The following is a 22,431-nucleotide window of genomic DNA, read 5'->3' on the forward strand; positions in this document are numbered from 1 at the left end:
CAGGTTGGGCCAGAGCGATCTGGACCGCGTGCTAGACACCTGCGGTACTGTGTTGCGCCGCCTTGAACGTGCGTACTCGCGCACCCGGCTTGAAATCGAGCGCGACGCGCAAGCCCGGGCGCAAGTCGGCACCTTCGGCGCGCGGCACGGAAATCTTCACGGTCTGTCCGGCATCGGTCTGCAGATCGACCACCAGCGTGGGACCGATCGGCATCGCCAGTTGCACGGTAGCCAGCAGCTGACGCGCGCCGGCGCCGGGCCGCGGCAACTGCCACGCCCACTGCTCGGGGCGAACCGCGAGCAGCGCCGCGCCGGCGTCGCGCCACGGGCCGGGCTGGGCAACGGCCACCTCGGCGCCGCCGTCGAAGTTTGCCAGGCACTGGTTGCCGTGTACGCGCAAGGTGACCGGCAGCAGATTCGCCGTGCCGACGAAGGTGGCGACGAAGGGGGTTGCGGGCTGATCGTAGATCGCGACCGCCGAGTCGTATTGTTCGAGCCGCCCGTGATTGAGCACCGCGACCCGGTCGGCCATGCTCATCGCCTCTTCCTGGTCGTGCGTTACCATCACGGTCGTGATGCTCAGTTCGCGCTGCAGACGGCGGATTTCGATCTGCATATCGAGCCGCAGGTTTTTGTCGAGCGCAGCGAAAGGCTCGTCGAGCAGCAGGATGCGCGGCTCGACGGCGAGCGTGCGGGCCAGTGCCACGCGTTGTTGCTGACCGCCCGACAACTCGCGCGGATAGCGCTTCGCGAATGCTTCCATGCGCACCATTTCGAGCATCTGCAGCGCCTTGCGAGCGGCATTACGACGCGCGACGCCGTTGGCTTCCAGACCGTAGGCGACGTTGGCGGCGACCGTCATGTGTGGAAACAGCGCGTAGTTCTGGAAGACGATGCCCACGCCGCGTTGGCGAGGCGCCAGGCCGTCCACGCATTGCCCGCCAATATGCACTTCGCCCTCGGACTGCACCTGCAGACCGGCGAGAATGCGTAGTAGGGTACTTTTGCCGCAGCCCGATGGGCCCAGCAACGCAACCAGCTCCCCTGCGGCAATATCGAGCGAGACTTCTTCAATCACCGGCACGGCGCCGAAACGATGCCGGATGTCGCGCATCCGCACGGCGGCACCGGTTTGCGTGGCGCGTGCTTGCGACACTGCCGGGGCGACGTTCCCGGCGCCCGCTGTGTCGTGCGTCGACTGCGAATCGATACTATGCGGGGTGCTCATGCGCGAGCCCTTTTCCATAGTTGCGTGGCGGCGTGCTTTCCAGCGGCGATGACCGCGTCGACGTCGCAGCGGGTGGGGGCGCCGCCGTCCACCACAATCTCTCCGTCCACGATGACCATTTCGACATCGCGCCCAAGGCCGGTGTGCACGAGCGTGCCCAATGGATTGGGATGCGGCGTCAGATGCGCGCGCCGGAAATCGAACACGGCGAGGTCTGCGAGCCAGCCCGTCTTGAGGCAACCGAGTTCGTCGCCGAGGCCCATGGCCTGCGCGCCGTTGCGCGTCGCCATGGCGAGCGCGTCAGCGGGCTGCCAGTCCGCAGCGACTTCGCCCAACTGGATGCGCGCAATCGCCAGCGCCCAGCGCATAACCTCGGTCATATCGGCGTGCATGTTGTCGGTGCCCAATGCAATGCGTGCGCCGGCGTTGCGCAAACGCGGCGTGGGCGCCATCGTGCCACCCGTCGCGTTGCCCTTGGGGATGTGCGCCACCGTGATGCCAGCCCGTCCGACACGGGCGATGTCATCATCGTCCAGATACAGACAGTGCGCCGCCACGAGCCTTTCGTTGAGTAGTCCGACCTCGTCAAGCAACTGCGCGGGGCTCTTGCCCGAACGCTGCTTCACCACGCTAACTTCGGTACGGCTTTGCGCGAGATGAGTCGTCACGCCCAGATCATGCGTGCGTGCTGCGTCGGCAATCAGACGCAGAAAATCGTCGGAGCAGGTGTCGGGCGCATGAACGGCGAGTTGGACGCCGGTGCGCCCGTTGTGCTTGCGATGCCAGCGGTCAGCGAGCGCCAGCGCGTCGTTGAGCGTGCGCTCGCCGGTCGCGGCGTGGTACTCCCAGCGCCCGTCCGCGACGCCGGAAAAATCGACGTCGTGCAGGCGGCCGCATGAGTACACACGCAGGCCGAGATCGGCCATGGCGTCCATCGTCAGGTCGGCATGGACGTAGGTGTCGTTGATCAGCGTGGAGCCGAACAGCATCGCTTCGAGTGCGCCGAGACGCGCCAGCGCGATGGCTTCGTCCGGGCGCACGTCATGGCCGTGCGGAATTCCGGGCGTGTAGGCCGGCGCGAAGCCCAGATCTTCGGCGACGCCGCGCACCATCGTCAGAATGGCGTGGGTATGCACGTTTACATAGCCCGGCACGATGACGCGTCCGTCAAGCCGGCGCGTCGTCTGCACGCGTGTGCCCACCGGCAGATCCTGTGCGCGGCCGACGAAGGTGAGACGGTTGCCGCGTATGCCGATGGCCGCGTCGTCCAGCAGTGGTTGAGCCGGGTCCATCGTCACGACGGTGGCGCCTAGCAGCAACAGGTCAAGGTCAAGCTCGATAGGGGGGGCAGTCATCAGTCAGGTGGTCCGGTTCAGTTCAGATGTGCAGGTGCTGCAGGAAACGCCGGGTGCGCTCTTCGCGCGGACGGCCGAACACGTCGCCGGGCGTGCCTTGTTCGACGATCGCGCCGGCATCCATGAAGACGACCCGATGCGCGACGTTGCGCGCGAAGCTCATTTCGTGTGTCACGACCATCATCGTCATCCGGGCTGCGGCGAGATCGCGCATCACGTCGAGCACTTCGTTGACGAGTTCCGGGTCGAGCGCCGAGGTCGGCTCGTCGAACAGGATCATCTGCGGCTCCATCGCGAGCGCGCGGGCAATCGCCACGCGTTGCTGCTGGCCGCCCGAGAGTTGCGAGGGCCGCTTGCTGATGTGCTGCGCGAGGTGGACTTTTTCCAACGCAATGCGTGCGCGAGCGCGGGCCGCATCGCGCGAGAGGCCCAATACACGCTGTGGGCCGGCCGCGACGTTATCCAGCGCGCTCAGATGCGCGAACAGGTTGAAGCGCTGAAACACGAAACCGAAGCGGCTGCGTTGCCGCGCCAGTTCGGCTTCGGGCAGCGCGCGCTCGTGCTCCGACAGCCCGATACGCTGGCCGCCGAGCCGAATCGTGCCACCGTCCGGTTTCTCCAGAAAGTTGATGCAGCGCAGTAGCGTGGTCTTGCCTGAACCCGACGGGCCGATCAGCACCACCGTCTCGCCGCGTGCGATGTCCAGCGAGACGGAGGGCAGGATGACCTTGTCGCCGAAACGCTTGTGCAACCCTTCAATCGACAGAAGCGTTGCAGCGCCGCTTTCATGGGTGCGCGCGGCGGCGTCCATGGAGGTCGCCGCGGGCAGGTCGGAGGCGGTGACGATGGAAGACATGCTGGGGCTCGAGTTCATGAAGTCAGTATTGCGGCAGCCGCCGTTCGAGGTAGCGCGACAGCCACGCCAACGCCGAGATCAATGCGTAGTAGTACAGGGCGATCAGCATGAAAATTTCGAACGGGGAAAAATACGTCGCGATGATTTCCTGTCCGGCGTGCGTCAGTTCATACACGGAGATTGCGGACAGCAGCGCCGAACCCTTGATCAGCGAGATCAGTTCGTTGGTGAGCGGCGGCAGGATGCGCCGCCACGCTTGTGGAAAGAGCACGTGCAGAACGATCTGGCCATGACGCATGCCGATGGATTGCGCGGCTTCAGTCTGGCCGCGATCGACGGACTGCATGCTGGCGCGCACGATCTCGCAGATGAAACCGCCTGCATTCAGGCTGAGCGCGATGACGCCGGCCCAATACTCATTGAAGTTGATGCCGATGACGGGCAGCGCGAAATAGACGAGAAAGATCTGCACCAGCAACGGTGTGCCGCGCACGAAATCGACGTACGCCAGCACGGCAATGCGAACCGCCTTGAAGCGGCTGAGCGCGCCGAAACCCAGCACGAAGCCGAGCACGATACCAATCGCGATGGCCGCGAGGCAAACCTTCAGCGTGGCGAGCAGGCCGACCGCGAGGATCGGCAACGCCATGACGATAATGCTCCAGTCCATGGACGCCGCGCTCTCAGGACAGCGCCGGAATTGCATCCGGCAAGTTCATGTCGAAACCAAACCACTTCTGCTGTAGCTTATGCAACGTGCCGTCTGCTTTGAACTTGTGCAGTTGCTGGTCGATAAAGCCGATCAGCGCGGTGTCATCCGTACGTGCTGCGATGCCCGCCCAGTTATCCGCGCCGATGCCCTTGACGATGGCGTATTTGCCTGGCGCATTCTTCAGGACGAGCGCAAGCGTCGGCAATGTGTTGAGCACGCCGTCCACTTTGCCTTCTGCCAGCGCGATATAGGCGGCCGGATGGTCGTCGAAAGTTTTCACTTCCTTGAAACCCTCGCCGCCCGCTGCTTTCAACTGGGCATCGAGCTTCGGTTCGAGCGTCTGACCCGGTGAGCCGAGCTTGAGTCCGAGCACCTTGCCGTTCATGCCGTTGAGGCTGGTGACGCTCTTCTGATCCATCGCACGAATCAGCAGCGCCTGCGAGGCTTCGACATAAGGTACGGAGAAGTCCACGTGCTTTTCGCGCTCGGCCGTATAGCTCAGGCTGCTCATGACCAGATCGAACTTCTTCGTATAGAGCGACGGAATCACGCCAGACCAGACCGTGTCGATGAACTGCGCCTTGACGCCGAGATTACGGCAAAACGCGTTGGCGAGATCCACGTCGTAGCCGATCATCGTGCCGGTCGCGTCGCGATAGGTCAGCGGCGGATAGGTCGCTTCGCAGCCGATGCGCAGCGTGCCTGCCTTCCTGATGTCGTCAAGCGTGAGCCCGGCGGCCATCGCAAAACGGGGCAGGCCAATCGACACCAGGGCTACACCCGCGCCGGCACGTTGGAGGAATTGGCGACGCGAAAATCGTTCGGACATCAGGCTCTCTCCAGAGAAAGTCACAGAACATGCAAGGTAAGACAGCGTATAAAGCGGCGCGGAACGTGCCGGAAAAAGATGCTTGCTGGATTCTCCTGACGCAAACTTTATGCCAACATAAATCGACACTTTTGTACGCAATAAAAATGAAATTGTATGCAATGTTGGATGCGCTTTCGATAGCGCAAACGGCGGCTTCCTGAGCACCTTCTCTGTAATGAACGTCAATGATTCATGCGGAAATTACGATAAGCACACTCGCATGAAGATGGTGCGCTGGCGCACCATGATCGATTCATTGGCACCAAACGAGGTCGCTACACGGCAAAAAAACGTGCCTCCCAAAAAACGTCTTCGGCTTGCCAGGCTCGATGAGCGTGGATGAAATTTGTATTCATAAAAAAGTTATCGTTTCCTCCGCTAAAGCATGGCTTGGATACGTGATCTTTATAGAATTTTTGTGTACAAAAATGCTCGTGATTGCTCTATCATCAATCCATTCCGCGTTGCGAGAAACCCTTTGAGCCGAGCCTCCTCCATGCCTGCCAGTAAAACTGCCGCACCCAAGGCGCCGTTTACGAACGAGGAAATCTACGGCCGCATCCAGAAGGCGGTGCTGGAGCATCGCCTTGCACCCGGTACAAAATTGATTGAGGAGCGGCTCGCGGAAGTCTCGGGTGTAAGCCGGACCAAGATTCGCGAAGTGCTCAACAAGCTTGCCCATGAGGGGCTGGTCGAACTGGTGCCGAATCGCGGAGCCTTCATCGCCAGCCCGAGCGTCCGACAGGCGCGAGATGTATTTGTCACGCGGCGCATGATCGAGCCGGAAATGGCCAGACTGCTGAGCCGCACCGCGACGTCGGCGCACGTGCGTGCGTTACGCAAGCATGTGCGGCAGGAAAGCGAAGCGCGCAAGCAGAATGACCGGCCCGCCATCATCCGGCTGTCAGGTGAGTTTCATGTGCTGATCGCGGAGATCATCGGCAACGAAATCCTCTTGCGTATGATGCGAGAACTCGCGCCGTTGACGTGCCTCGTCATCACGCTGTACGACAAGCCCAACGCCCCTGCGTGCCCGCATCACGAGCACGGCGATCTAATCGATGCAATCGAAGCGCATGACGAAGCAAAGGCTGCGGCGTGCATGCTGGAACACCTGCAGCATATCGAAGCGACACTGAACTTCGAGGAGGTGAAAGACGCGTCGCCAGATATTGAAGCGATCTTTTCCTGAGTTGGCCCAGCTTCACTCCGTCACGCCCGCCGGTTGCGTCGCGGTAAGGAGGAGCCGACGAGTTAGGACGAAGTCCGTAGGAGTGCTTACATCAAAAGGTCATAGAACTGCTCTGCGCGTGGGCGTTGCGGACCATGGCCAGTCTCCATCTGTCCTTATATGAACGCCTCCCGTTTGCGACGGTTTTTCGTGTGTTACGACTGCGACAGGATGGGCTGCAGCTTTATATCCGGGCTTATTGCGGCCTGATACGCTGCGGCCCACTAGGAAATCCGCTGACCCGCGCCATGGCTTCACGTGCTATCTGGTCTCCTACCGACACCAATGCCGGATAGCGGCGATAACGAAACAGACTCTATCAAGCATCGATCACTAGATCGCAGCAGCGACCGCCGGAGTGTGCGCAAAAGTTGGGGAGGCTTCCAAGGAGCGCCGGTTGTGGTTCCTGTCGCGGCGCCGGTTTCGTCTGGGGTAGGCTGATCGGTCTCGTAACGCTGGGAGCAAGCCATGCGGTTGATCATCGAAGCAAGGTTGGTCGATGGTGAGACTGACACGTTCGAGGAGTGCGATGGAGTTCTGGCCGTCGTTGTGCGCCCCGACCGTAGTCTTGCTGAACTGGGTCTGACTCTCGCGGAAGGGCGGTCGCTGCTGGCAAAGGTGCAGACCGAACTGATTTCGAAACAAGTACAGCGATGGCTCTCAGGCCAGACCCATTGTCAGAACTGTGGTGCGGCCTTGAGCCACAAGGACAGTCGCTCGACGGTGCTGTGCACCGTCTACGGCAAAGTGCCCGTGAAGAGTCCGCAGCTATGGTCGTGTGCGTGTCAAGGGGCTGCGCAAACGCCGCAGCGTGTGGTGCATCCCTTGTCCAGAACGCTAACCAGACGAGTCACTCCGGAGCTGGAATACCTCCAGGCGAAGTGGGCGGTTCATTTGCCCTACCGCCAGGCGGCCGTCATGCTCAAGGAAGTGCTGCCGCTGGACAAGGGCACCTCGTCAAGCGGCATCCGGGATCGGATTCTCGACCTTGGAAAACAGCTCGACGCTGAAATAGAGCGTGACATCGCGCGTCTGCCCCAGTCTGTTGCAGACGAACAGATTCCCGAATGCAGCCATGTCGCCATGTCGCCGCCGTGGGCGTCGACTCGGCGTGGCCGCGCAATTGCGACGCCGGGAGAGACCGTGGTCGCCACGTGAACATCGTCGCCGGACGGGCGACGTTCACCGACGGTCCTCCAAAACTGTATGCGTATGTGCACAGGGAAGTGACTTCGGCTGCAGCGCGACTCGATCAGTTCCTCTGGCGGAACGGTGTGGCGATCAATGAGCGCGTGACCGTGATCAGCGACGACGCAGGTGAATTTGCGAAGACCGTCGAGGGCAGTCAGCTGGCTCGCGGCCGGATCCTCGACTGGTTTCACATCGCGATGAAGTTCCAGGCGGCGCAGCGGTCCGTGTTCGGCAGCAAGATGATCGACTCGATGGAACGGGAATTGGTGGAGACCGAAATCACCCACGCGAAACAAGGCTTTGGAGCGGATCAAGGCACTGGACAGTCGACTGCTGGCCAAGGAGGGATACGAATTCAAAACCCTGTGGTGGAATCTGAATACTGCCTCCAGTCACCTGGGGAACAACGCGCGCACGTTGGTCAACTGGTCAACTACAGCGCACGGCATCGCAAGGGCCTGCCGATCAGCAGCAGCATCGCCGAGTCCGCGGTGAACCAGGTTGTTAGCTACCGTATGGCCAAGAAGCGACAGATGCGCTGGACTGATGAGGGGCGCACTGCATGGCGCAGGTCAGGGTTGCGGTTTTGAACGGGGAGTTCTCGCCGCGTCGCATCACGGCGTTCAAGATTGCCGGCACGTGTTATGGCAAAGGCATTGGGCCAGCGTCGGCGGGCAGGCAGGCAGCCGCCGACCGACAGAACAGACCGTACAACCATGCCGTAAGCCATGGATTCCTCACGAAATCTGCCTCCCCAACTTCTGCACGCTCTCGTGTAAATGACTATGACCTCCCGGTCGAAGTGGCGGCCATTAAACAACCAGTCGATGTCTTTTCAGATGACTCTTTGCGGGTCCACGCTCGTCAAAATCCGAGCGTAATGCCGGCGCATCCGATTTGCACCGAAACCCTCACACGCTCTCAACGAGACTACAGCGGCAGTTCGGTCTTGCGGCGGCGCGGCTTGGCCGGATCGGGCCGTGCGCACGGCACGAATTCGCCGCGTCCGGCATCGCCGCACGGCTTTTCGCCGTCCCACACCACGTCGCCGCGCGACATCGTCAACGCGGGCCACGCGCTCAGATGCATGCCTTCGTACGGCGTGTAATCGACGTTGTGATGCAGCTTCGCGTTTTCCACATGGAACGTGCGGCTCTCGTCCCAGATGACGAGGTCGGCGTCCGCGCCAATCGCGATGCTGCCCTTGCGCGGATAAAGACCGTAGAGCTTCGCCGCGTTTGTCGAGGTCAGCGCAACGAAGCTTTGTGGTGTGATGCGGCCGGTGCGCACGCCTTCGGACCACAGCAAAGCCATGCGCGTCTCCACGCCGGGAATGCCGTTGGCGATCTGGTCGAACGAGACAGCTTCGCCATGCGCTTTCTTGCCGTCCGGACCGTCGTAGCGGAACGGCGCGTGATCGGACGAGAACACTTCGAACGCGCCGTTTTCAAGTCCGTCCCAGATCACCTGCTGGTTGGCCTTGTCGCGCGGCGGCGGGCTGCAGATGCACTTCGCGCCTTCGAAGCTGTCGTCACAGCCGAGCGAATCTGCGGTCAGAAAGAGATACTGCGGGCAGGTTTCGCCGTACACCTTGAGACCGTGGCTTTGCGCCCAGCGGATCTGCTCGACCGCTTCGCGGCCCGACACGTGCACGATCAGGATCGGCACGTCCACCAGTTCGGCGAACGCGATCGCCCGATGCGTCGCCTCGCGCTCCACCAGCATGGGCCGTGACGTCGCGTGATAGCGGGGCGCGGTATGACCGGCGGCGAGCAGCCGCTCGGTCAGCCACGCGATGCAGTCTGCGTTCTCCGCATGGATCATCACCATCGCGCCCTCGCTGCGCGCGACCGAGAGCGTGTCGAGCATTTCGCGATCACTCAGCTTGAGCGCGTCGTAGGTCATGTAGACCTTGAACGACGTGTAGCCTTCGGCGATCAACGCCGGCAACTCGTCGCGCAGAATCTCCGGCGTCGGGTCGGTGACGATCAGGTGGAACGCGTAGTCGATCACGGGCTTCCTGTGCGCGCGGCGATGGTAGTCGTCGATTGCTTCGCGCAGCGTGTGGCCTTTCTGCTGGCACGCGAACGGAATCACGGTCGTGGTGCCGCCGCAGGCTGCGGACGTGGTGCCGGAGAGGAAGTCGTCGGCCATGATCGAGCCGTCGCCGGTGGGCTGATCGAAGTGAACGTGGCCGTCGACGCCGCCGGGCGTCACGTGCCGTCCAGCCGCGTCGATTTCGCGCGCGCCGGCTTCGAGATGCAGGCCGAGCGCGACGATGCGGCCATCGAGAATGCCGATGTCGCTGGTGAAGATGTCCGCGGCCGTGACCACGCGGGCGTTGCGAATGACGGTATCGAAGGGTTGCATGTCAAATTTCCTGAACGAGCCGGCCCCAGCCGGCGATGCGGCGTGTATCGACACCGCAGCGGCGCAGCATGTCCCATACGACGGTGGTGACGGTGTCGAACACCGGCACGCCGTGTTGCGCTTCCCAGTGCGCAACACGGTGCGCGGCATAAAGATTGGTGCAGAAGGTCGTAACCGCTTGCGCGCCGGCGGCCACCACGTCGGCCACTTGACGGTCGAGCGTCGCTTCGTCGACCAGCGCAAAGGCGAAGTTTTCCTGAAGATCCAGATGGCTTTCGCGGCTCGCATCGATGCCGAGCGCGGCGTAGTTTGCGACAATCTTCTGCTGCACGTCCGCGAGATACGGCGAGACGAGGCCGAGCCGGCGAATGCCGAACGCCTCCAGCGCGCGATTGAGCGCGAGTACGGACGTGCTGGCGGGAATTCCCGTCGTCTCCGTGATCGCGGCGCACAATGCTTCGTCCTGATCGAAGCCGAGCCAGCCGGCGGACGTGCCGCTCCAGCCAATCATGTCGACATGCGCATCGGCGAGCAGGCGCGCGGCGTCGAGAATGCGTTCGCGCTGGAACTGACCGAGCGCGTCGGGACTGAGCGCGATCTGCGTGACGGAAAAACGCGCGAAATGTACGCTGACTTCAGGCAGCCCGGCTATCAGCGCCTGCGTCAGCGGTTCGAGAGAAGTATTGGATGAGGGCGTCAGAATGCCCAGACGGATGCGTCGGCTCATGAACGGATAGTGGAAAGGGAGGGATAAGGGCGAAGCGGATTCGGGCAGCGCCGCCAGACGGCATCGACGGCGCGTTGAGCGTCGGCGCGAATCTGGTGTTCGTCGACACATAGCGCGCGGCCTTGCTCGATCACGAGCCGGCCGTCGACGATCACACATTCCACGTCCGAGCCGGTGGCGTTGTGCACGAGATTGCCGAGCGGATCGATGCGCGGCGTGAGATGCAGTTGGCGAAAATCGATGATTGCCAGATCGGCGAGCCGGCCGACCTCGAGTGTACCGAGGCGCGCGTCCCAGCCGAGCGCGGCGGCGCCATGGCGCGTGGCCATCGCGAAGACGTCGGACGGTTGCCAGTCGTTGCCCACCGCGCCGGCTTGCAGACGGCCCATCGCGAGCGCCCAGCGCATCACTTCGATCATGTCGCCGTGCATGGTGTCGGTGGCGAGGCACAGCGGCGCGCCGGCGTCGAGCAGGCGGCGCGTCGGTGCGATACGCCCGGATATCGCGTTGCCGAGCGGAATGTGCACCACGTGCGCGCCGCTTCGGCCCAGACGCGCGATGTCGGCGTCGTCGACGTGAATGCAGTGACCTGCGAGCAGCCGGCCGTCGAGCAGCCCGATTTCGTCGAGCAATTCTACCGGCGAGCGCCCATGCTGCTGACGAACCCAGTCGACTTCATCCGTGCTTTGCGCGAGGTGCGTGCTGATCGGCAGATCGTGACGGCGGGCTAGCGTGGCGATGTCTTCGAGCAGCGCGACTGAACAGGTGTCCGGCGCATGCGCGGTGAGGTGCGCCTGGATGCGGCCGTTCGCCTGACCGGCCCAACGCGCGACGAACGCGGCGGCACGTTCCAGCTGGCGCTCGCCGCGGGCGCGGTCAAAGCGCCGTTCGCCAGCCAGCACCGACGCGAAATCCACGTCCGCGAGCCGCTGGCTGGCGAACACCCGCACGCCTGTCTGCGCGATACCTTCGACGGTCGCCTCGGCATGCACGAAACTGTCCGCAAGCGTCGTGCAGCCGGCGCGCAACGCTTCGAGCGCGCCGAGCCGCGACAGCGCGAGGGCTTCTTCGGCGTCAAGCCACGACGCTTGGGGCAACCCCGGCGTATAGGACGGCGCGAAGCCGCAATCCGGCGCCACGCCACGCACAAAGTTCAGGCCCGCGTGATAGTGCGCGTTGGCGAATCCCGGCGTCACAACGCGTCCCGGCAGCGACAGCGTGCGCGTCGCCGCGGGCCGCGCGTCGCCGATATAGGCGATGTGCGCGCCGCGAATGCCGAGTTGCGCCGCGCGGGCCGAGCCGTCGGCGAAAATCAGCGTCGCATCCGCGATCAGCAGATCGAGCGGGCCGTTCGAGACTGGCGCGTCGTGCATGCTCATGCCGCCATCCAGCCGCCGTCCACCATCAGCGTGGTGCCGGTCGTGAAAGTCGAGAGGTCGCTGCACAGAAACAGCACCGCGCGCGCAATGTCGTCCGGGTGTCCGAGACGCGGCCAGGGCGTGCGCCGGTTGGCGCGTTCGAGCACGGCGGGGTCGACCGCACGGCCGCCGGCGCCGGTCTGGATCTTGCCCGGCGCGACCGCGTTGCAGACGACGCCGTGCGGCGCGTATTCGGTGGCGATCTGGCGCGCCATATAGTCGATCGCGGCCTTGGTCGTGCCGTAGCCGAGGTCGCCTGGCGCAGCGATCATGCCGTGCTGGGACGACAGATTGACGATCCGCCCGCGCACGTCGCCTTCAGGCGCTTGCTGAATCATCTGCCGGACGGCGGCGCGGCAGCAGCGGAATACCCCTGTCAGATTGACGTCGAGAAGACGTTGCCAGTGTGCATCTTCGAATTCCAGCAGCGACCGTGCATGACGAACACAGGCATTGTTGACCAGCACGTCGAGCCGCCCGAAGCGCTCGACCGCGTGCGCCACCAGCGCATCGACCTGTGCCGTGTCGGCGACGTCGGTCGCGGCGAAATGTGCGTGGCCGCCATCGCGCGCAAAATGTGCGTGGCCGCCATCGCGCGCAATCAGTGCTGCGGTCGGCATGCCGCCTTCGATCACGTCCGTCGTGACGTCGGCGATCACGACCGTCGCGCCGTTGGCGGCGAGCTGGCGCGCAATCGCCCGGCCGATGCCCGACGCGGCGCCAGTGACGATGCATACCTTGTCGGCCATGTTCAGGCTTGCGGCCGAATAGGGTGAGGGTAGGGTCATGACGTTACTCGTACGATCGCGGGGCAGGCGTTCACGCGCCCAGCGCGGTTATCCAGTGATGGAAGTCGGCTTCCGCTTCGGCCAGATCGAACAGTGGCGCAAAGCCGGTATCGGCGACCAGCCGCGTGTTGTCCATCGACGCGCGGTCGTAATCGGCGAAGTAATCAATATTCGGCGCCTCGTCATGCTGCGCAATGCGCCACGTGAACGCGGGATAACGCCGCGCGAGCCGTTCGCACAGGTCGGCGACGCTCCACTCGAAACCCGCGGCGAGGTTGTAGACGGAGCGAGACAGGTGCGGCGCTTCGAGCAAGGCAAGCAGTGCCGAGACCGCATCGCGCACGTAGAGCCAGTCGCGGCGGCCGGCGCGTGGCAGCACGGCGGTTTCGCCCCGGCGCGCTTTCGAGAGCACCTGCAGCGGCGCACTCAAGGTGTCGCGCACGCCCGAGTCGGCTTCCCATGGGCCGAAGCACGTGCCGAGCCGTCCGATCACGAGCGGCACGCCGTGCAACGCGGAAAGACGTAATGCAGCTTCTTCGGCGGCGCGTTTGGAGATGCCGTAGAGGCCTTCAGGCAGTAGCGGCGTGATGTCTTCGACGAGCTGGTGCGGCGCGCGACCGCTCAGTCCGTACGCCGAGCCGGAACTGCCATGCAGAATGCGTTCGACACCCGCATCGGCGGCCGCGGCAATGGCGGCGAGCACACCGCCGACGTTAACCTCGAAGATGGTCTGCGGCATTTGCCGTTCGCGCTGCGCATCCGCGGTGATCGCGGCCAGCGTGACGAGCCGCGACGGCCGATGCGTGCGCATTGCCTCTCGCAACGCGTTGCCATCGCGCACGTCGCCGGTCAGCGCAACGAAACGGCCCGGCAGCGCGGCAAATGCCTGCAACGCTTGCGCGCGCGGCGCGCTACGGTCGAAGCCGATGACCGTCTCGCCGGCGGCGAGCAGGCGCTCGACAAGCGCGAGACCGACGAAACCGCTGCTGCCCGTGATGAACGTGGTCATCTCAGGCAAGCTCCGTCACCGCTTCCGGGCGCAGCAGCGAGAGGATATGGCGCTTGTAGTCGTTGAATTCGGTGCTGGTCGGATCGCGCGGCCGGTCGAGTTCGATCGGCAACAGTTCGCGAATGCGGCCCGGACGCGCCGACATCACCGCGACATGCGTGCCGAGCGCAAGCGATTCGTCGATACCGTGCGTGACGAACACGATCGTGCTGCGACTCTCGCGCCAGATGCGGATCAGCTCGGCATGCATGTCCATCTTGGTCTGCTCGTCGAGCGCGCCGAACGGCTCGTCCATCAGAATCACTTCCGGGTTCATCAGCAGCGCGCGCGCAATGCCCACGCGCTGGTTCATACCGCCGGAGAGCTCGCTCGGGAAATGATTTTCGAAACCCTTGAGACCGACCATCTCGATGAAGCGCTGCGCCCGCTCGCGGCGTTCCGGTTTGGCGACGTTGCGCATCTTCAGATGAAACGCGACGTTCTCCCACACCGGCAGCCACGGCATCAGGTTGGCCTGCTGGAACACCACGCCGCGGTCCGCGCCCGGCGCGCTGACGATCGAGCCACCGACGCTCACCGTGCCCGACGAAGGATTGTCGAAGCCAGCGATCATGTTCAGCAGCGTGGACTTGCCGCAGCCGCTCGGGCCAAGCAGACAAAGAAAGTCGTTGCGCTCGACCTTGAGGCTCACGTTCTCGAGCGCGGTGACCACCTGTTTGCGCTTGGTGTCTTCGAACGTGCGCGAGACGCTATCGATTGTGATGAGGGCCATGCTGTCAACCTTCCCTTGCTTGCAGAGTGGAACCGCGTTGCCAGCGCAGAATGCGCCCGGCGATGCGCTTGATCATGTAGTCGCTCAGGAAGCCGAGCAGACCGATGCTCACCATCGACGCGATCACGATGTCGTAGCGCAGGAAGTAATATGAATCCCACAGTACGTAGCCCACGCCGCTCTTCACCGCGACCATCTCGGCTGTCACCGTCAGCATCCATGCGGAACCAATCGCAATGCGCAGCCCCGAGAAGATGCTCGGCAATGCAGCAGGAAATACGATGTGACGCAGCAACATCGACGACGTGCCGCCCGTCATCGCGCCGGCGCGCAGCAGGTTGCGGTCGCAGGTCTTCACGCCGTGAATCGTGCTAAGCAGCACCGGGAAGAACGACCCCATGAAGACGAGAAAGATCGCCGGCTTGTTGGCGATGCCGAACCAGATGATCGCGAGCGGAATCCACGAGACGGGCGGTACGGGGCGCAACGTCTGCAGTGTCGGCTCGACCAGCGATTCGATCGAGCGCGACCAGCCGATCGCCATGCCAACGGCGACGCCCAGCACCGTGGCGATCCCAAAGCCCGCGAACACGCGCGCGGAACTGGCCGCGATATCGAAGAGCCAGTGGCCGGAGTAGGTCTGTGTGTTGCCGTCGGTGCTGAAAATCCAGTCGGCCCAGGCGAGCACGACCTGCGACGGCGCCGGCAGCAGCGCGGCCGGCAGGATGCCCGAGCGGGAGAACGCCTCCCAGCCGGCCAGCAGCAGCACCGGCACGATGCCGCGCTCGATCCGCTTGTAGAAACGCGAGGAAAACAGGGTTGACATGGCGCGGTCCGGATCAGTAACCGAGTTCGGTCTTGGGTTTGCCGGTTACCTTCTCGAGGAAGCTGTAGTCGAGGTTCTTCTGCACGGCATCGCTGACATCCGAATTCACGTACTTCAGGTCGTGCATCATTTTTGCGATCGATACAGCGGAGGCGCGATACATCTTGTAGTCCGGATAGAGATTGTCGACCGCGCCGGCGGCGATGTTCTTGTCGAGGCCCGTCACTTTCTGGATCGTATCGACGAACAGCGGCTTGTTGGCGGCCATCATGTCGTCCACCTTGACGATCGAGCGCACGGTTTCCAGCACGCCTTGCGGATTGCTCTCGATGACATCCGGGCGCGTGACGATCAGGTTGGTCAGCTTGCCCGCCGCCTGGTCATACGGAAACGCGAAGAACTTGGCCGCCTTGACCTCGCGGATCTGGGTGGCGAACGGCTCGACCGAAGTGATCAGCTCGACTTCGCCACGGCGCAACGCCTGGACGTGGTCCGACGGGTTCGGAATGTTGACGAACTGCACATCCTTGTTGATGTCGATGCCGTGCGTGAGGAACGCGCCGCGCATGTGAATGTCCTGCGCGTTGCCGCGCGAGGCCGCCACGCGGAACGGCTTGCCGTCCTTCTTGTATTGCATGATGAGTTTCTTCAGGCCGTCCCAGTCGCCCGGCTGCACCGGCAAGTTGTTGGCGATCAGCACCTGCGAACCGCCATTGATCTGGCCGGAGATGGCGACCATCTTGAAGCCCTTGTCGAGCGCCGTGACATAGTGCAGATAGGTGACCTGCGCGACGTCGATGCTCTTCGAGAGCAACGCGGTCAGCACGTCGTTGGCCGTGTTGAACGAGGTCGTCGTGAGTTTGACGCCGGTGGCGTACTGCGGTGTCAGCGACAATGGCGTGCAGTGCGCGCACTTGGCGTAGCCCAGATTGATCGGATCGGCATCCTTGGCGTGGCCGAACGTCGGCGTGAGCGCGGCGGCGACCACGAGGGGCGCGAGCAGCACGCGGGCGGCGCGCTTCAGGGCGGCGAGAGACGGGCGGATAAATCGCATCAGAGAAGCTCCCTTGTTGTCACAAAATGAACTACGTTTGTGACAAACAAAGCAACAGACGTGCCAATAGACTGTCAGGACGTCTCCCGCGGCTTTGAGCGGTATTCTTGTGCATGGCTCGAGTCCGTATGTGTCCGCGCTATGAGTACTGCGAGGCAATTGGCGCAATCCGTACCGTCCGTCGGCCGGCGGGGCCGGTGTTTTGCTACGCCCCACACCCGGCACCGTTCGGGTGCCTTTTGGGATATGCAAGCGGTGCCGATGTGCGCCGATGGTGCAAGTTCGCGCAATTCCATTTATTTTTGTCACAATATAGAATTGTGCTGTCACAAAATCACTTTGGTCAGTTGAGGAAACCTGGCGTGCTAATTCACAAAGAATCCCTCCGCCCGCGTAAGGCGCGGCCGGCCGCCCGGATCCTGGACGCGGAAGACAACTCCGATACGATCTATGAGCGCATCCTGACCGCCGTGATGGAGCACCGGCTGATTCCGGGCACCAAACTCGTCGAGGAAAAGCTCGCCGCCGTGTTCAAGGTGAACCGCACGCGAATCCGCAAGGTGCTGGCGCGGCTCACGCACGAAGGCATCGTCACCACCATCCCGAATCGCGGGGCGTTCATCGCTAGTCCGTCGGTGCAGGACGCGCGTCATATCTTCCAGGCCCGGCGCATTCTGGAGCCGGCGCTAGTCCGCAGCCTGGTCGAACGTGGCAGCGCTGAAGATTTCCGGCGACTCCATGCGCACGTCGCCAAGGAGCGCGCCGCGCGCGAGAAGGGTGACAAGCACGCGGTGATTCGCCTCTCCGGTGAATTTCATCTACTGATCGCCGAGATGGTGGCAAGCCCGCCGCTCACCAAACTGATGCGCGAACTCGCTTCGCTGACCTGCCTCATCATCTTGCTGTTCGATTCACCGAACGTGCCGGCCTGCCCGAACCATGAACACACGGAAATCGTCGGACTGATGGAAAAGGGCGAACTGGAGGCGGCGATCGCGGCAGCGGTCGGACATCTCGATCACATCGAGGCGACGCTTGATCTGTCGTTGCCTGAAGACACCGAGGTCGATCTGAATGCCATCTTCGGATGAGCGCGCATCGCCTTCGCTTTTAAACATAGCAATTGCGCGATTGCGCCTGACCGGAACCGTGATGAAACTACTGATCGTCAACCCGAACATCTCGTCGAGCGTCACCGATCTAATTGAAGCCGAAGCGCGCCGTGTCGCTTTAGCCGATACACAGATCGAGATGGCGACGGCGGCGAGCGGCGTCGCCTACATTGAAACCCGTTTCGAGGCGCTGCTGGGCGCGCACGCGGTGGCGAACATCGCGGGCGAACGCAAGGGCGAATACGACGCGCTGCTGGTCGCGGCGTTCGGCGACCCCGGCCTGCTTGAGTTGCGCGAAGTGCTGGACGTGCCGGTTGTCGGCATGACCGAAGCGGCGCTGATGACCGCCGCCCAACTCGGTCAGCGGATCGGCATCATTGCGATTTCGCGGCGCATCACGGCCTGGTATCGCGAATGCGTGGACCGTTACGGCATGCTCGGCCGGCTGGCGGGCATCCGTCATCTCGACCAGCCGCTTCGCGATCCCGGTACCATTCAGGAAGATCATGGCGCGCACCTGATCGAACTGAGCCATCGTGCGGTGGAGGAAGATGGCGCTGACGTGCTGATTCTAGCCGGCGCGCCGCTAGCGGGATTGGCGCGCAGCGTGGCGGACCGGCTGCCGGTGCCGGTGGTCGATGGTGTATCGAGCGGAGTGTGCCAGGCGCAGGCGTTGACCCGGCTCGCCACGGCTCGCGCGCAGACCGGCAGTTTCGCGAAGCTGCCGGCAAAGCCCAATGCCGAGCTCTCGGGTGGCCTGGCCGCATTGCTATTACGTGAATGAGAGACGCTGGGGCGCGAATTCCAGTTGAATTCATGCGATAGCCTCTGCCGCAATGCTCGCGCTGGAAGGAGAGCGCGCCAAAGCCGGGGCTGGAGTCTAGCTTGTGGATACGGCCGAAGGCAGAAGCTGCAGCGGTTCGATTTGCGATTATTCCGAAGCCACTTCCGTACTCCGGTTGCGAATCAGTCTGCGTGGATGCTTTTGATGTTGCCTACGATTTCATCGAAGACGCGACCGTTGCGCTCGCGCGGATTGATGACCTCGATCTGGTAGACGGCAATCATTCCTGAACCAAGGCAAGGACAACGACCACCATGAAGAATGGAAGAGCGAGTACTGGGCGCAATCTAATTTGACATAATGTTCACCGCGGGAAAGGCGTTCAAGGATGCAGTGAACGGAGCCTGAGACCGCGTGCAAGCCGTCTTGCCAACGGTCTCCTGGTCGAATCGCCGCGGCCAGTCGGGCGGTTGTCACGTCGGAGTTCCCGTTTGCCGGTGCGCGAATGTTGGTTCGCCTGCTCAAGCGTGAAGCTATCAGGGTCGGGCGCAAACACGTCGGCACTCTGATGAAGCGCATGGGCATTGAAGCGCTGTACTGCAAGCCGAACACAAGCCGCCGTCATGCGAAGCACAAGATCTGGCCTTATCTGTTGCGGGGCATGACGATCAATCGGGCAAACCAGGTCTGGGCACTGGATACGAGCTATATCCCGATGGCGCGCGGCTTCGTCTATCTGACGGCCGTCGTGGACTGGGCGAGCCGCCGGGTGTTGGCACACCGGGTGGCGATCACGCTGGAGAGCTGCCATGCTGTCGAGGCGCTGGAGGAAGCGTTTGCGAAATACGGCCTGCCTGAGATCGTCAACACGGATCAAGGAAGCCAGTTCACCGCAACCGAATTCACCGACGCGGTTCTCAGCCGGAAGGTTCTCCTGTCGATGGATGGGAAAGGCGCCTGGCGTGACAACGTGTTCGTCGAACGGGTGTGGCGCAGCGTTAAATATGAAGAGGTTTATTTGAAAGCGTACGACTCGGTCGGCCACGCACGCCGCTCAATCGGCAATTACCTGAACTGGTACAACCAGAATCGGCCTCATTCGAGGTTGGCCGATCAGACACCGGATGAGGCATACTTCGCGACGCTGCCAGCGATCAAATCGGCAGCTTGATGACCCCGGCGCTTCCACTTATAAACTCGATCTGACTGTCCGAACCAACGGCGCCACCTCTTTGTAAATGGCAGCCAGCTCTCGACGGGAAAGGTTCTCGACCACGCCCCGGTGCAACACCTCAAGCTTGAACTCAAGGGTGTAAGCACAACGCTGCCGGATAAGCCCGGCGTTACCATGGTGACGATATGCCGCGACCCATCGCCTCACCATGCTTTCCGCAACACCGAATTTCCTGGCAAGGAGCTTATAGCCCCCTTTGCCAGCGAGGTACTCGCGAACCACTTTCCCCTTAAACCTTACATCGAATTTCCTCACGGAACCTCCAAGGTCGTGTCCAACTCTTGGGGGTCAGTTCAATCCCGGGGGCGGTTCACAACCTCTGGCAGTGACCGGGCACAGCTCAGTCCGATAGCTAAAGCTGCGCACGATGCTATGGGTAGGACCAGACTGCGGGGCGTCGCCGATCGTGGCTACTACAGTGGGCCTCAGATCAAGGAGTGTGCGGATGCGGGGATTGCGGTCATGCTGCCGAAGCCCGCAACATCAGGCGCAAGATACCAGGGCCGATTCGATAAGGCAGTCTTCATCTGTATTGCACGGGACGACGAATACCAATGTCCAGCTGGAGAACGGACAATTTACCGATACACCAGCGAGGAACACGGGATGCAGCTACATCGATACTGGAGCATCGCCTGTTAGCAACGCCAAATAAGGTAACAGTGCACTCCCAGCGGCCAACGACGGATAAGTCGATGGGAGCATGAGTCGGTACTGGAGGCAGTTCAACGTCGGCTGGACAAGACGCCTGATGCGATGACCGTGCGCAGGCGGTTCTCTTCGATCACGCGCTACATCCGCTGCATTCTCTTGGTTAGTTAGCAACGCTACGCTTCAGCCGACAAACATGACAAAAATGTAATCTGGCGGTCAGCGCGTGAATAAAGTGTGGTGGTGCACAATCGCTACGCGACATTTGAATTGTCGATCCACTCGCGGACTCGGAGGACCCATTTCGCTCGCCTTTAGCCAACCTTCGCTGCGCTCGCCCGATTCACTCGTTTTATCCAGCTGACCATGCGTATTCTTCTTGCCGAATCGGTCGAGCGGGATGCGAGGCGACTGTCGTCGATTCTGCGCGCCCAAGGCTATGCCGTCGACCGCGTCAAGTACGATCGCGAGGCGCAACTCGCACTCACCACCGCGCGATATGCGCTGATCGTCATGAACATGATGTTGCCTCGCGGGTCGAGTCTCGATCTTCTTGTCTGGCTGCGTCGCATCAATCGTGTGGTGCCGGTCTTCACCTTCAAGGAAAGTGACAGCTCCGTCGATTGTGTACGCGCCCTCGAGGCCGGCGCCGACGATCATCTGAACAAGCCCTTCGACTCGCGCGAACTGGTCGCTCGATGTCGCGCGTTGGTACGTCGTTCTCAGGGGCGCAGTACGGATCAGATCCGGCACCGCGAACTGCTTATCGACACGGCGTCCCGAGCCGTGACATGCGCAGGTGTACCGGTCACGATATCGGGACGCGAGTGGGCAATCCTGCTTCAGCTTATTGCCTATCGCGGCATACCTCAGTCGTCGTCGACGCTCGAAGATTGCATCTATGGATGGAAAGAGGAAGTAGAGAGCAATGCGATTCAGGTTCACATCTCGAACCTTCGCAGGAAGCTCGGCGCGGATACGATCGAAACGGTGCGGAGGGTCGGATATGTCATCAGAGACGAGTAGGGGAGAAGTGACGTCCAATCTGTAGTCGAATGTGATCCCGCAGCTTCACGAGACACACAACCGCGGTCACCAAACAATGTTTCAACTCTCCGGATTCTTTTTTGCGAGCAAGCTCATGAAGATTCGCTTCCGCCTGCTGGTCGCCGCCGGCCTTTGCATGGCATCGACTGCATTCGCAGCACAACCCGCCACAGCTCCACTCGCGCTCGTTTCCGTCACTCCGTTGCCGAAAGTGACCGGCGGCGACTTCGATCATTTCGCAGTCGATCTGTCCCGCTCGCGTCTTTACGTGTCGGCCGAGACATATGGGTCCATCGAAGCGTTCAGCCTGCCCGATGGTGCGCACATCGCGAGTATCAGGACGGTTGCGAAAGCGCCGCACAAGATTCTGCTGGCAAATGGAGGCAAGGAACTGCTGATAGCCGACGCGGGCGGTGCGGCCCTCCAGGTAGTCGACACGACGCGCTTCAAGGTCAGGAAAACCATCGCGCTCGCCCCCCAACCCGACTCCGGTACTGCGGACCGTAAAAACGGCATCTTCTATATCGGCAACGGCGGTGCGCAGTCACATCAGGATCATTCCTACATCAGTCTGATTTCGCTTACCAAGTATTCCGTGATGGGCCGGATCGACGTGCCCGCCGGTCAACTGAAAGCCATGGTCATCGATCCGGCGACGCACCGCCTGTTCGTAAACATGCGCGACAAAAACGAAGTCGGCGTGATCGATTTGCGTACGCACAAACTGACGGCCACCTGGCATGTTCCGGGCCCGAGCCGAAATTCGGCCATGGCCTTCGACCCGAAGAGCGGGCGCCTGTTTATCGGTTCGCGCGACCCCGGCAAGCTGTTCGTGATAAATGCGAGCGACGGCTCGATCATTCAGTCGCTCGACATCGTCAACACGTCGGATGACATGACTGTCGACTCGGCCCATCATCACCTGTACATCACCGGTTCGACCGGTCTGGATGTCGTCGACCCTGTTGGGCCGGAGCAATACGCGGTCAAACAGCATCTGGACACGCTCGGCGGGAAGACCTCGGCCTACATTCCATCGCTCCAACGGCTCTATGTCGTTCATACGAAGGGCCCCGACGCGGCGATGGCGGGACTGCAGGTGTTCAGTGTGCGCTGAAGCGCGAAGCCGCTCTGTCAGAGCTGGGCCCGGCATCGAACCCGGTGAACGCGCGGCGGTATTGAGGCCATTCTATCG

21 protein-coding genes and 3 pseudogenes are annotated in these 22,431 nt (G+C 62.3%); 9 read left to right on the forward strand and 15 right to left on the reverse strand.

Annotated features, from left to right (window positions below):
* Nucleotides 1-31: 31 nt before the first annotated feature.
* From P0D73_RS37240 to P0D73_RS37260, 5 genes are read right to left on the reverse strand one after another with little or no spacing between them, the layout of a single operon-like run.
* A complete protein-coding gene (locus tag P0D73_RS37240) occupies nt 32-1,228 on the reverse strand; it encodes an ABC transporter ATP-binding protein (RefSeq protein ID WP_408318996.1) in 1,197 nt (398 codons plus the stop codon).
* A complete protein-coding gene (locus tag P0D73_RS37245) occupies nt 1,225-2,583 on the reverse strand; it encodes an amidohydrolase family protein (RefSeq protein WP_408318994.1) in 1,359 nt (452 codons plus the stop codon). Before P0D73_RS37245 ends, P0D73_RS37240 begins: the two co-directional genes overlap by 4 nt.
* Before the next feature lie 22 nt (nt 2,584-2,605).
* Nucleotides 2,606-3,439: an amino acid ABC transporter ATP-binding protein gene (locus tag P0D73_RS37250; protein ID WP_408318992.1), complete on the reverse strand. Its 834-nt coding sequence runs from the start codon at nt 3,437-3,439 to the stop codon at nt 2,606-2,608.
* A gap of 22 nt (nt 3,440-3,461) precedes the next feature.
* Nucleotides 3,462-4,109, reverse strand: coding sequence for an amino acid ABC transporter permease (locus P0D73_RS37255; protein ID WP_408182492.1), 648 nt, complete (start codon nt 4,107-4,109; stop codon nt 3,462-3,464).
* Between the two features lie 13 nt (nt 4,110-4,122).
* Nucleotides 4,123-4,980: a transporter substrate-binding domain-containing protein gene (locus P0D73_RS37260; RefSeq protein WP_408318989.1), complete on the reverse strand. Its 858-nt coding sequence runs from the start codon at nt 4,978-4,980 to the stop codon at nt 4,123-4,125.
* Nucleotides 4,981-5,407: 427 nt separating this feature from the next.
* Between P0D73_RS37260 and P0D73_RS37265 the strand changes: the two genes are divergently transcribed.
* From P0D73_RS37265 to P0D73_RS37275, 3 genes are all read left to right on the forward strand, one after another.
* Nucleotides 5,408-6,214, forward strand: a complete 807-nt coding sequence (locus P0D73_RS37265; RefSeq protein ID WP_408318987.1) for a GntR family transcriptional regulator — start codon at nt 5,408-5,410, stop codon at nt 6,212-6,214.
* 507 nt (nt 6,215-6,721) lie between these two features.
* Nucleotides 6,722-7,411 (forward strand): hypothetical protein, encoded by a 690-nt coding sequence (locus tag P0D73_RS37270; protein ID WP_408318985.1) that lies wholly within the window; start codon nt 6,722-6,724, stop codon nt 7,409-7,411.
* Nucleotides 7,408-8,034 carry a hypothetical protein gene (locus P0D73_RS37275; protein WP_408318983.1) on the forward strand — a complete coding sequence of 209 codons (627 nt, stop codon included), beginning with the start codon at nt 7,408-7,410 and terminating at the stop codon, nt 8,032-8,034. The genes P0D73_RS37270 and P0D73_RS37275 overlap by 4 nt, the downstream gene beginning before the upstream one ends.
* Before the next feature lie 340 nt (nt 8,035-8,374).
* On the opposite strand, the gene hydA is transcribed toward P0D73_RS37275, so the two are convergent.
* Genes hydA through P0D73_RS37315 form a run of 8 tightly spaced genes read right to left on the reverse strand, consistent with a single transcriptional unit; the run spans nt 8,375 to nt 16,408 of the window.
* Nucleotides 8,375-9,814, reverse strand: coding sequence for a dihydropyrimidinase (gene hydA / locus P0D73_RS37280; protein ID WP_408318981.1), 1,440 nt, complete (start codon nt 9,812-9,814; stop codon nt 8,375-8,377).
* Between the two features lies 1 nt (nt 9,815).
* Nucleotides 9,816-10,541, reverse strand: a complete 726-nt coding sequence (locus P0D73_RS37285; RefSeq protein ID WP_408318980.1) for a maleate cis-trans isomerase family protein — start codon at nt 10,539-10,541, stop codon at nt 9,816-9,818.
* Nucleotides 10,538-11,920, reverse strand: a complete 1,383-nt coding sequence (locus P0D73_RS37290) for an amidohydrolase family protein (RefSeq protein ID WP_408318978.1) — start codon at nt 11,918-11,920, stop codon at nt 10,538-10,540. Before P0D73_RS37290 ends, P0D73_RS37285 begins: the two co-directional genes overlap by 4 nt.
* Nucleotides 11,917-12,747, reverse strand: coding sequence for an SDR family NAD(P)-dependent oxidoreductase (locus tag P0D73_RS37295; protein WP_408318976.1), 831 nt, complete (start codon nt 12,745-12,747; stop codon nt 11,917-11,919). Before P0D73_RS37295 ends, P0D73_RS37290 begins: the two co-directional genes overlap by 4 nt.
* A 31-nt stretch (nt 12,748-12,778) precedes the next feature.
* Entirely contained in the window at nt 12,779-13,756 is a 978-nt protein-coding gene (locus tag P0D73_RS37300) for an NAD-dependent epimerase/dehydratase family protein (RefSeq protein ID WP_408318974.1), read from the reverse strand.
* Nucleotide 13,757: 1 nt separating this feature from the next.
* Complete coding sequence (locus P0D73_RS37305; protein ID WP_408318972.1) at nt 13,758-14,528, reverse strand: ABC transporter ATP-binding protein; 771 nt, start codon at nt 14,526-14,528, stop codon at nt 13,758-13,760.
* 4 nt (nt 14,529-14,532) lie between these two features.
* Nucleotides 14,533-15,354, reverse strand: coding sequence for an ABC transporter permease (locus tag P0D73_RS37310; protein ID WP_408318970.1), 822 nt, complete (start codon nt 15,352-15,354; stop codon nt 14,533-14,535).
* A gap of 13 nt (nt 15,355-15,367) precedes the next feature.
* Complete coding sequence (locus P0D73_RS37315; protein WP_408318968.1) at nt 15,368-16,408, reverse strand: ABC transporter substrate-binding protein; 1,041 nt, start codon at nt 16,406-16,408, stop codon at nt 15,368-15,370.
* Between the two features lie 128 nt (nt 16,409-16,536).
* Here P0D73_RS37315 and P0D73_RS37320 point away from each other — a divergent pair, with 128 nt between their 5' ends.
* Complete coding sequence (locus P0D73_RS37320) at nt 16,537-17,499, forward strand: GntR family transcriptional regulator (protein ID WP_408318966.1); 963 nt, start codon at nt 16,537-16,539, stop codon at nt 17,497-17,499.
* Nucleotides 17,500-17,560: 61 nt separating this feature from the next.
* On the forward strand, nt 17,561-18,304 hold the full coding sequence (locus P0D73_RS37325) for an aspartate/glutamate racemase family protein (protein ID WP_408318965.1): 744 nt from the start codon (nt 17,561-17,563) through the stop codon (nt 18,302-18,304).
* A gap of 194 nt (nt 18,305-18,498) precedes the next feature.
* Here P0D73_RS37325 and P0D73_RS37330 read toward each other — a convergent pair.
* Nucleotides 18,499-18,588: pseudogene (locus P0D73_RS37330) on the reverse strand (chromosome partitioning protein ParB); the annotation flags it as partial.
* Nucleotides 18,589-18,785: 197 nt separating this feature from the next.
* On the opposite strand from P0D73_RS37330, the pseudogene P0D73_RS37335 reads away from it, so the two are divergent.
* A pseudogene (locus P0D73_RS37335) lies at nt 18,786-19,475 on the forward strand (IS3 family transposase); the annotation flags it as partial.
* 18 nt (nt 19,476-19,493) lie between these two features.
* Here P0D73_RS37335 and P0D73_RS37340 read toward each other — a convergent pair.
* Nucleotides 19,494-19,793, reverse strand: a complete 300-nt coding sequence (locus P0D73_RS37340; RefSeq protein ID WP_408180527.1) for a helix-turn-helix domain-containing protein — start codon at nt 19,791-19,793, stop codon at nt 19,494-19,496.
* Nucleotides 19,794-19,850: 57 nt separating this feature from the next.
* On the opposite strand from P0D73_RS37340, the pseudogene P0D73_RS47035 reads away from it, so the two are divergent.
* From P0D73_RS47035 to P0D73_RS37350, 3 genes and pseudogenes are all read left to right on the forward strand, one after another.
* Nucleotides 19,851-20,312, forward strand: a pseudogene (locus tag P0D73_RS47035) (IS5/IS1182 family transposase); the annotation flags it as partial.
* A gap of 243 nt (nt 20,313-20,555) precedes the next feature.
* A complete protein-coding gene (locus tag P0D73_RS37345) occupies nt 20,556-21,215 on the forward strand; it encodes a winged helix-turn-helix domain-containing protein (RefSeq protein WP_408318962.1) in 660 nt (219 codons plus the stop codon).
* Nucleotides 21,216-21,330: 115 nt separating this feature from the next.
* Nucleotides 21,331-22,353 carry a YncE family protein gene (locus P0D73_RS37350; protein WP_408318960.1) on the forward strand — a complete coding sequence of 341 codons (1,023 nt, stop codon included), beginning with the start codon at nt 21,331-21,333 and terminating at the stop codon, nt 22,351-22,353.
* Nucleotides 22,354-22,431 lie beyond the last annotated feature (78 nt).

Origin of the sequence: Paraburkholderia sp. RL18-101-BIB-B, from assembly GCF_046026985.1 — a bacterium.
Classification (GTDB): Bacteria; Pseudomonadota; Gammaproteobacteria; order Burkholderiales; family Burkholderiaceae; genus Paraburkholderia.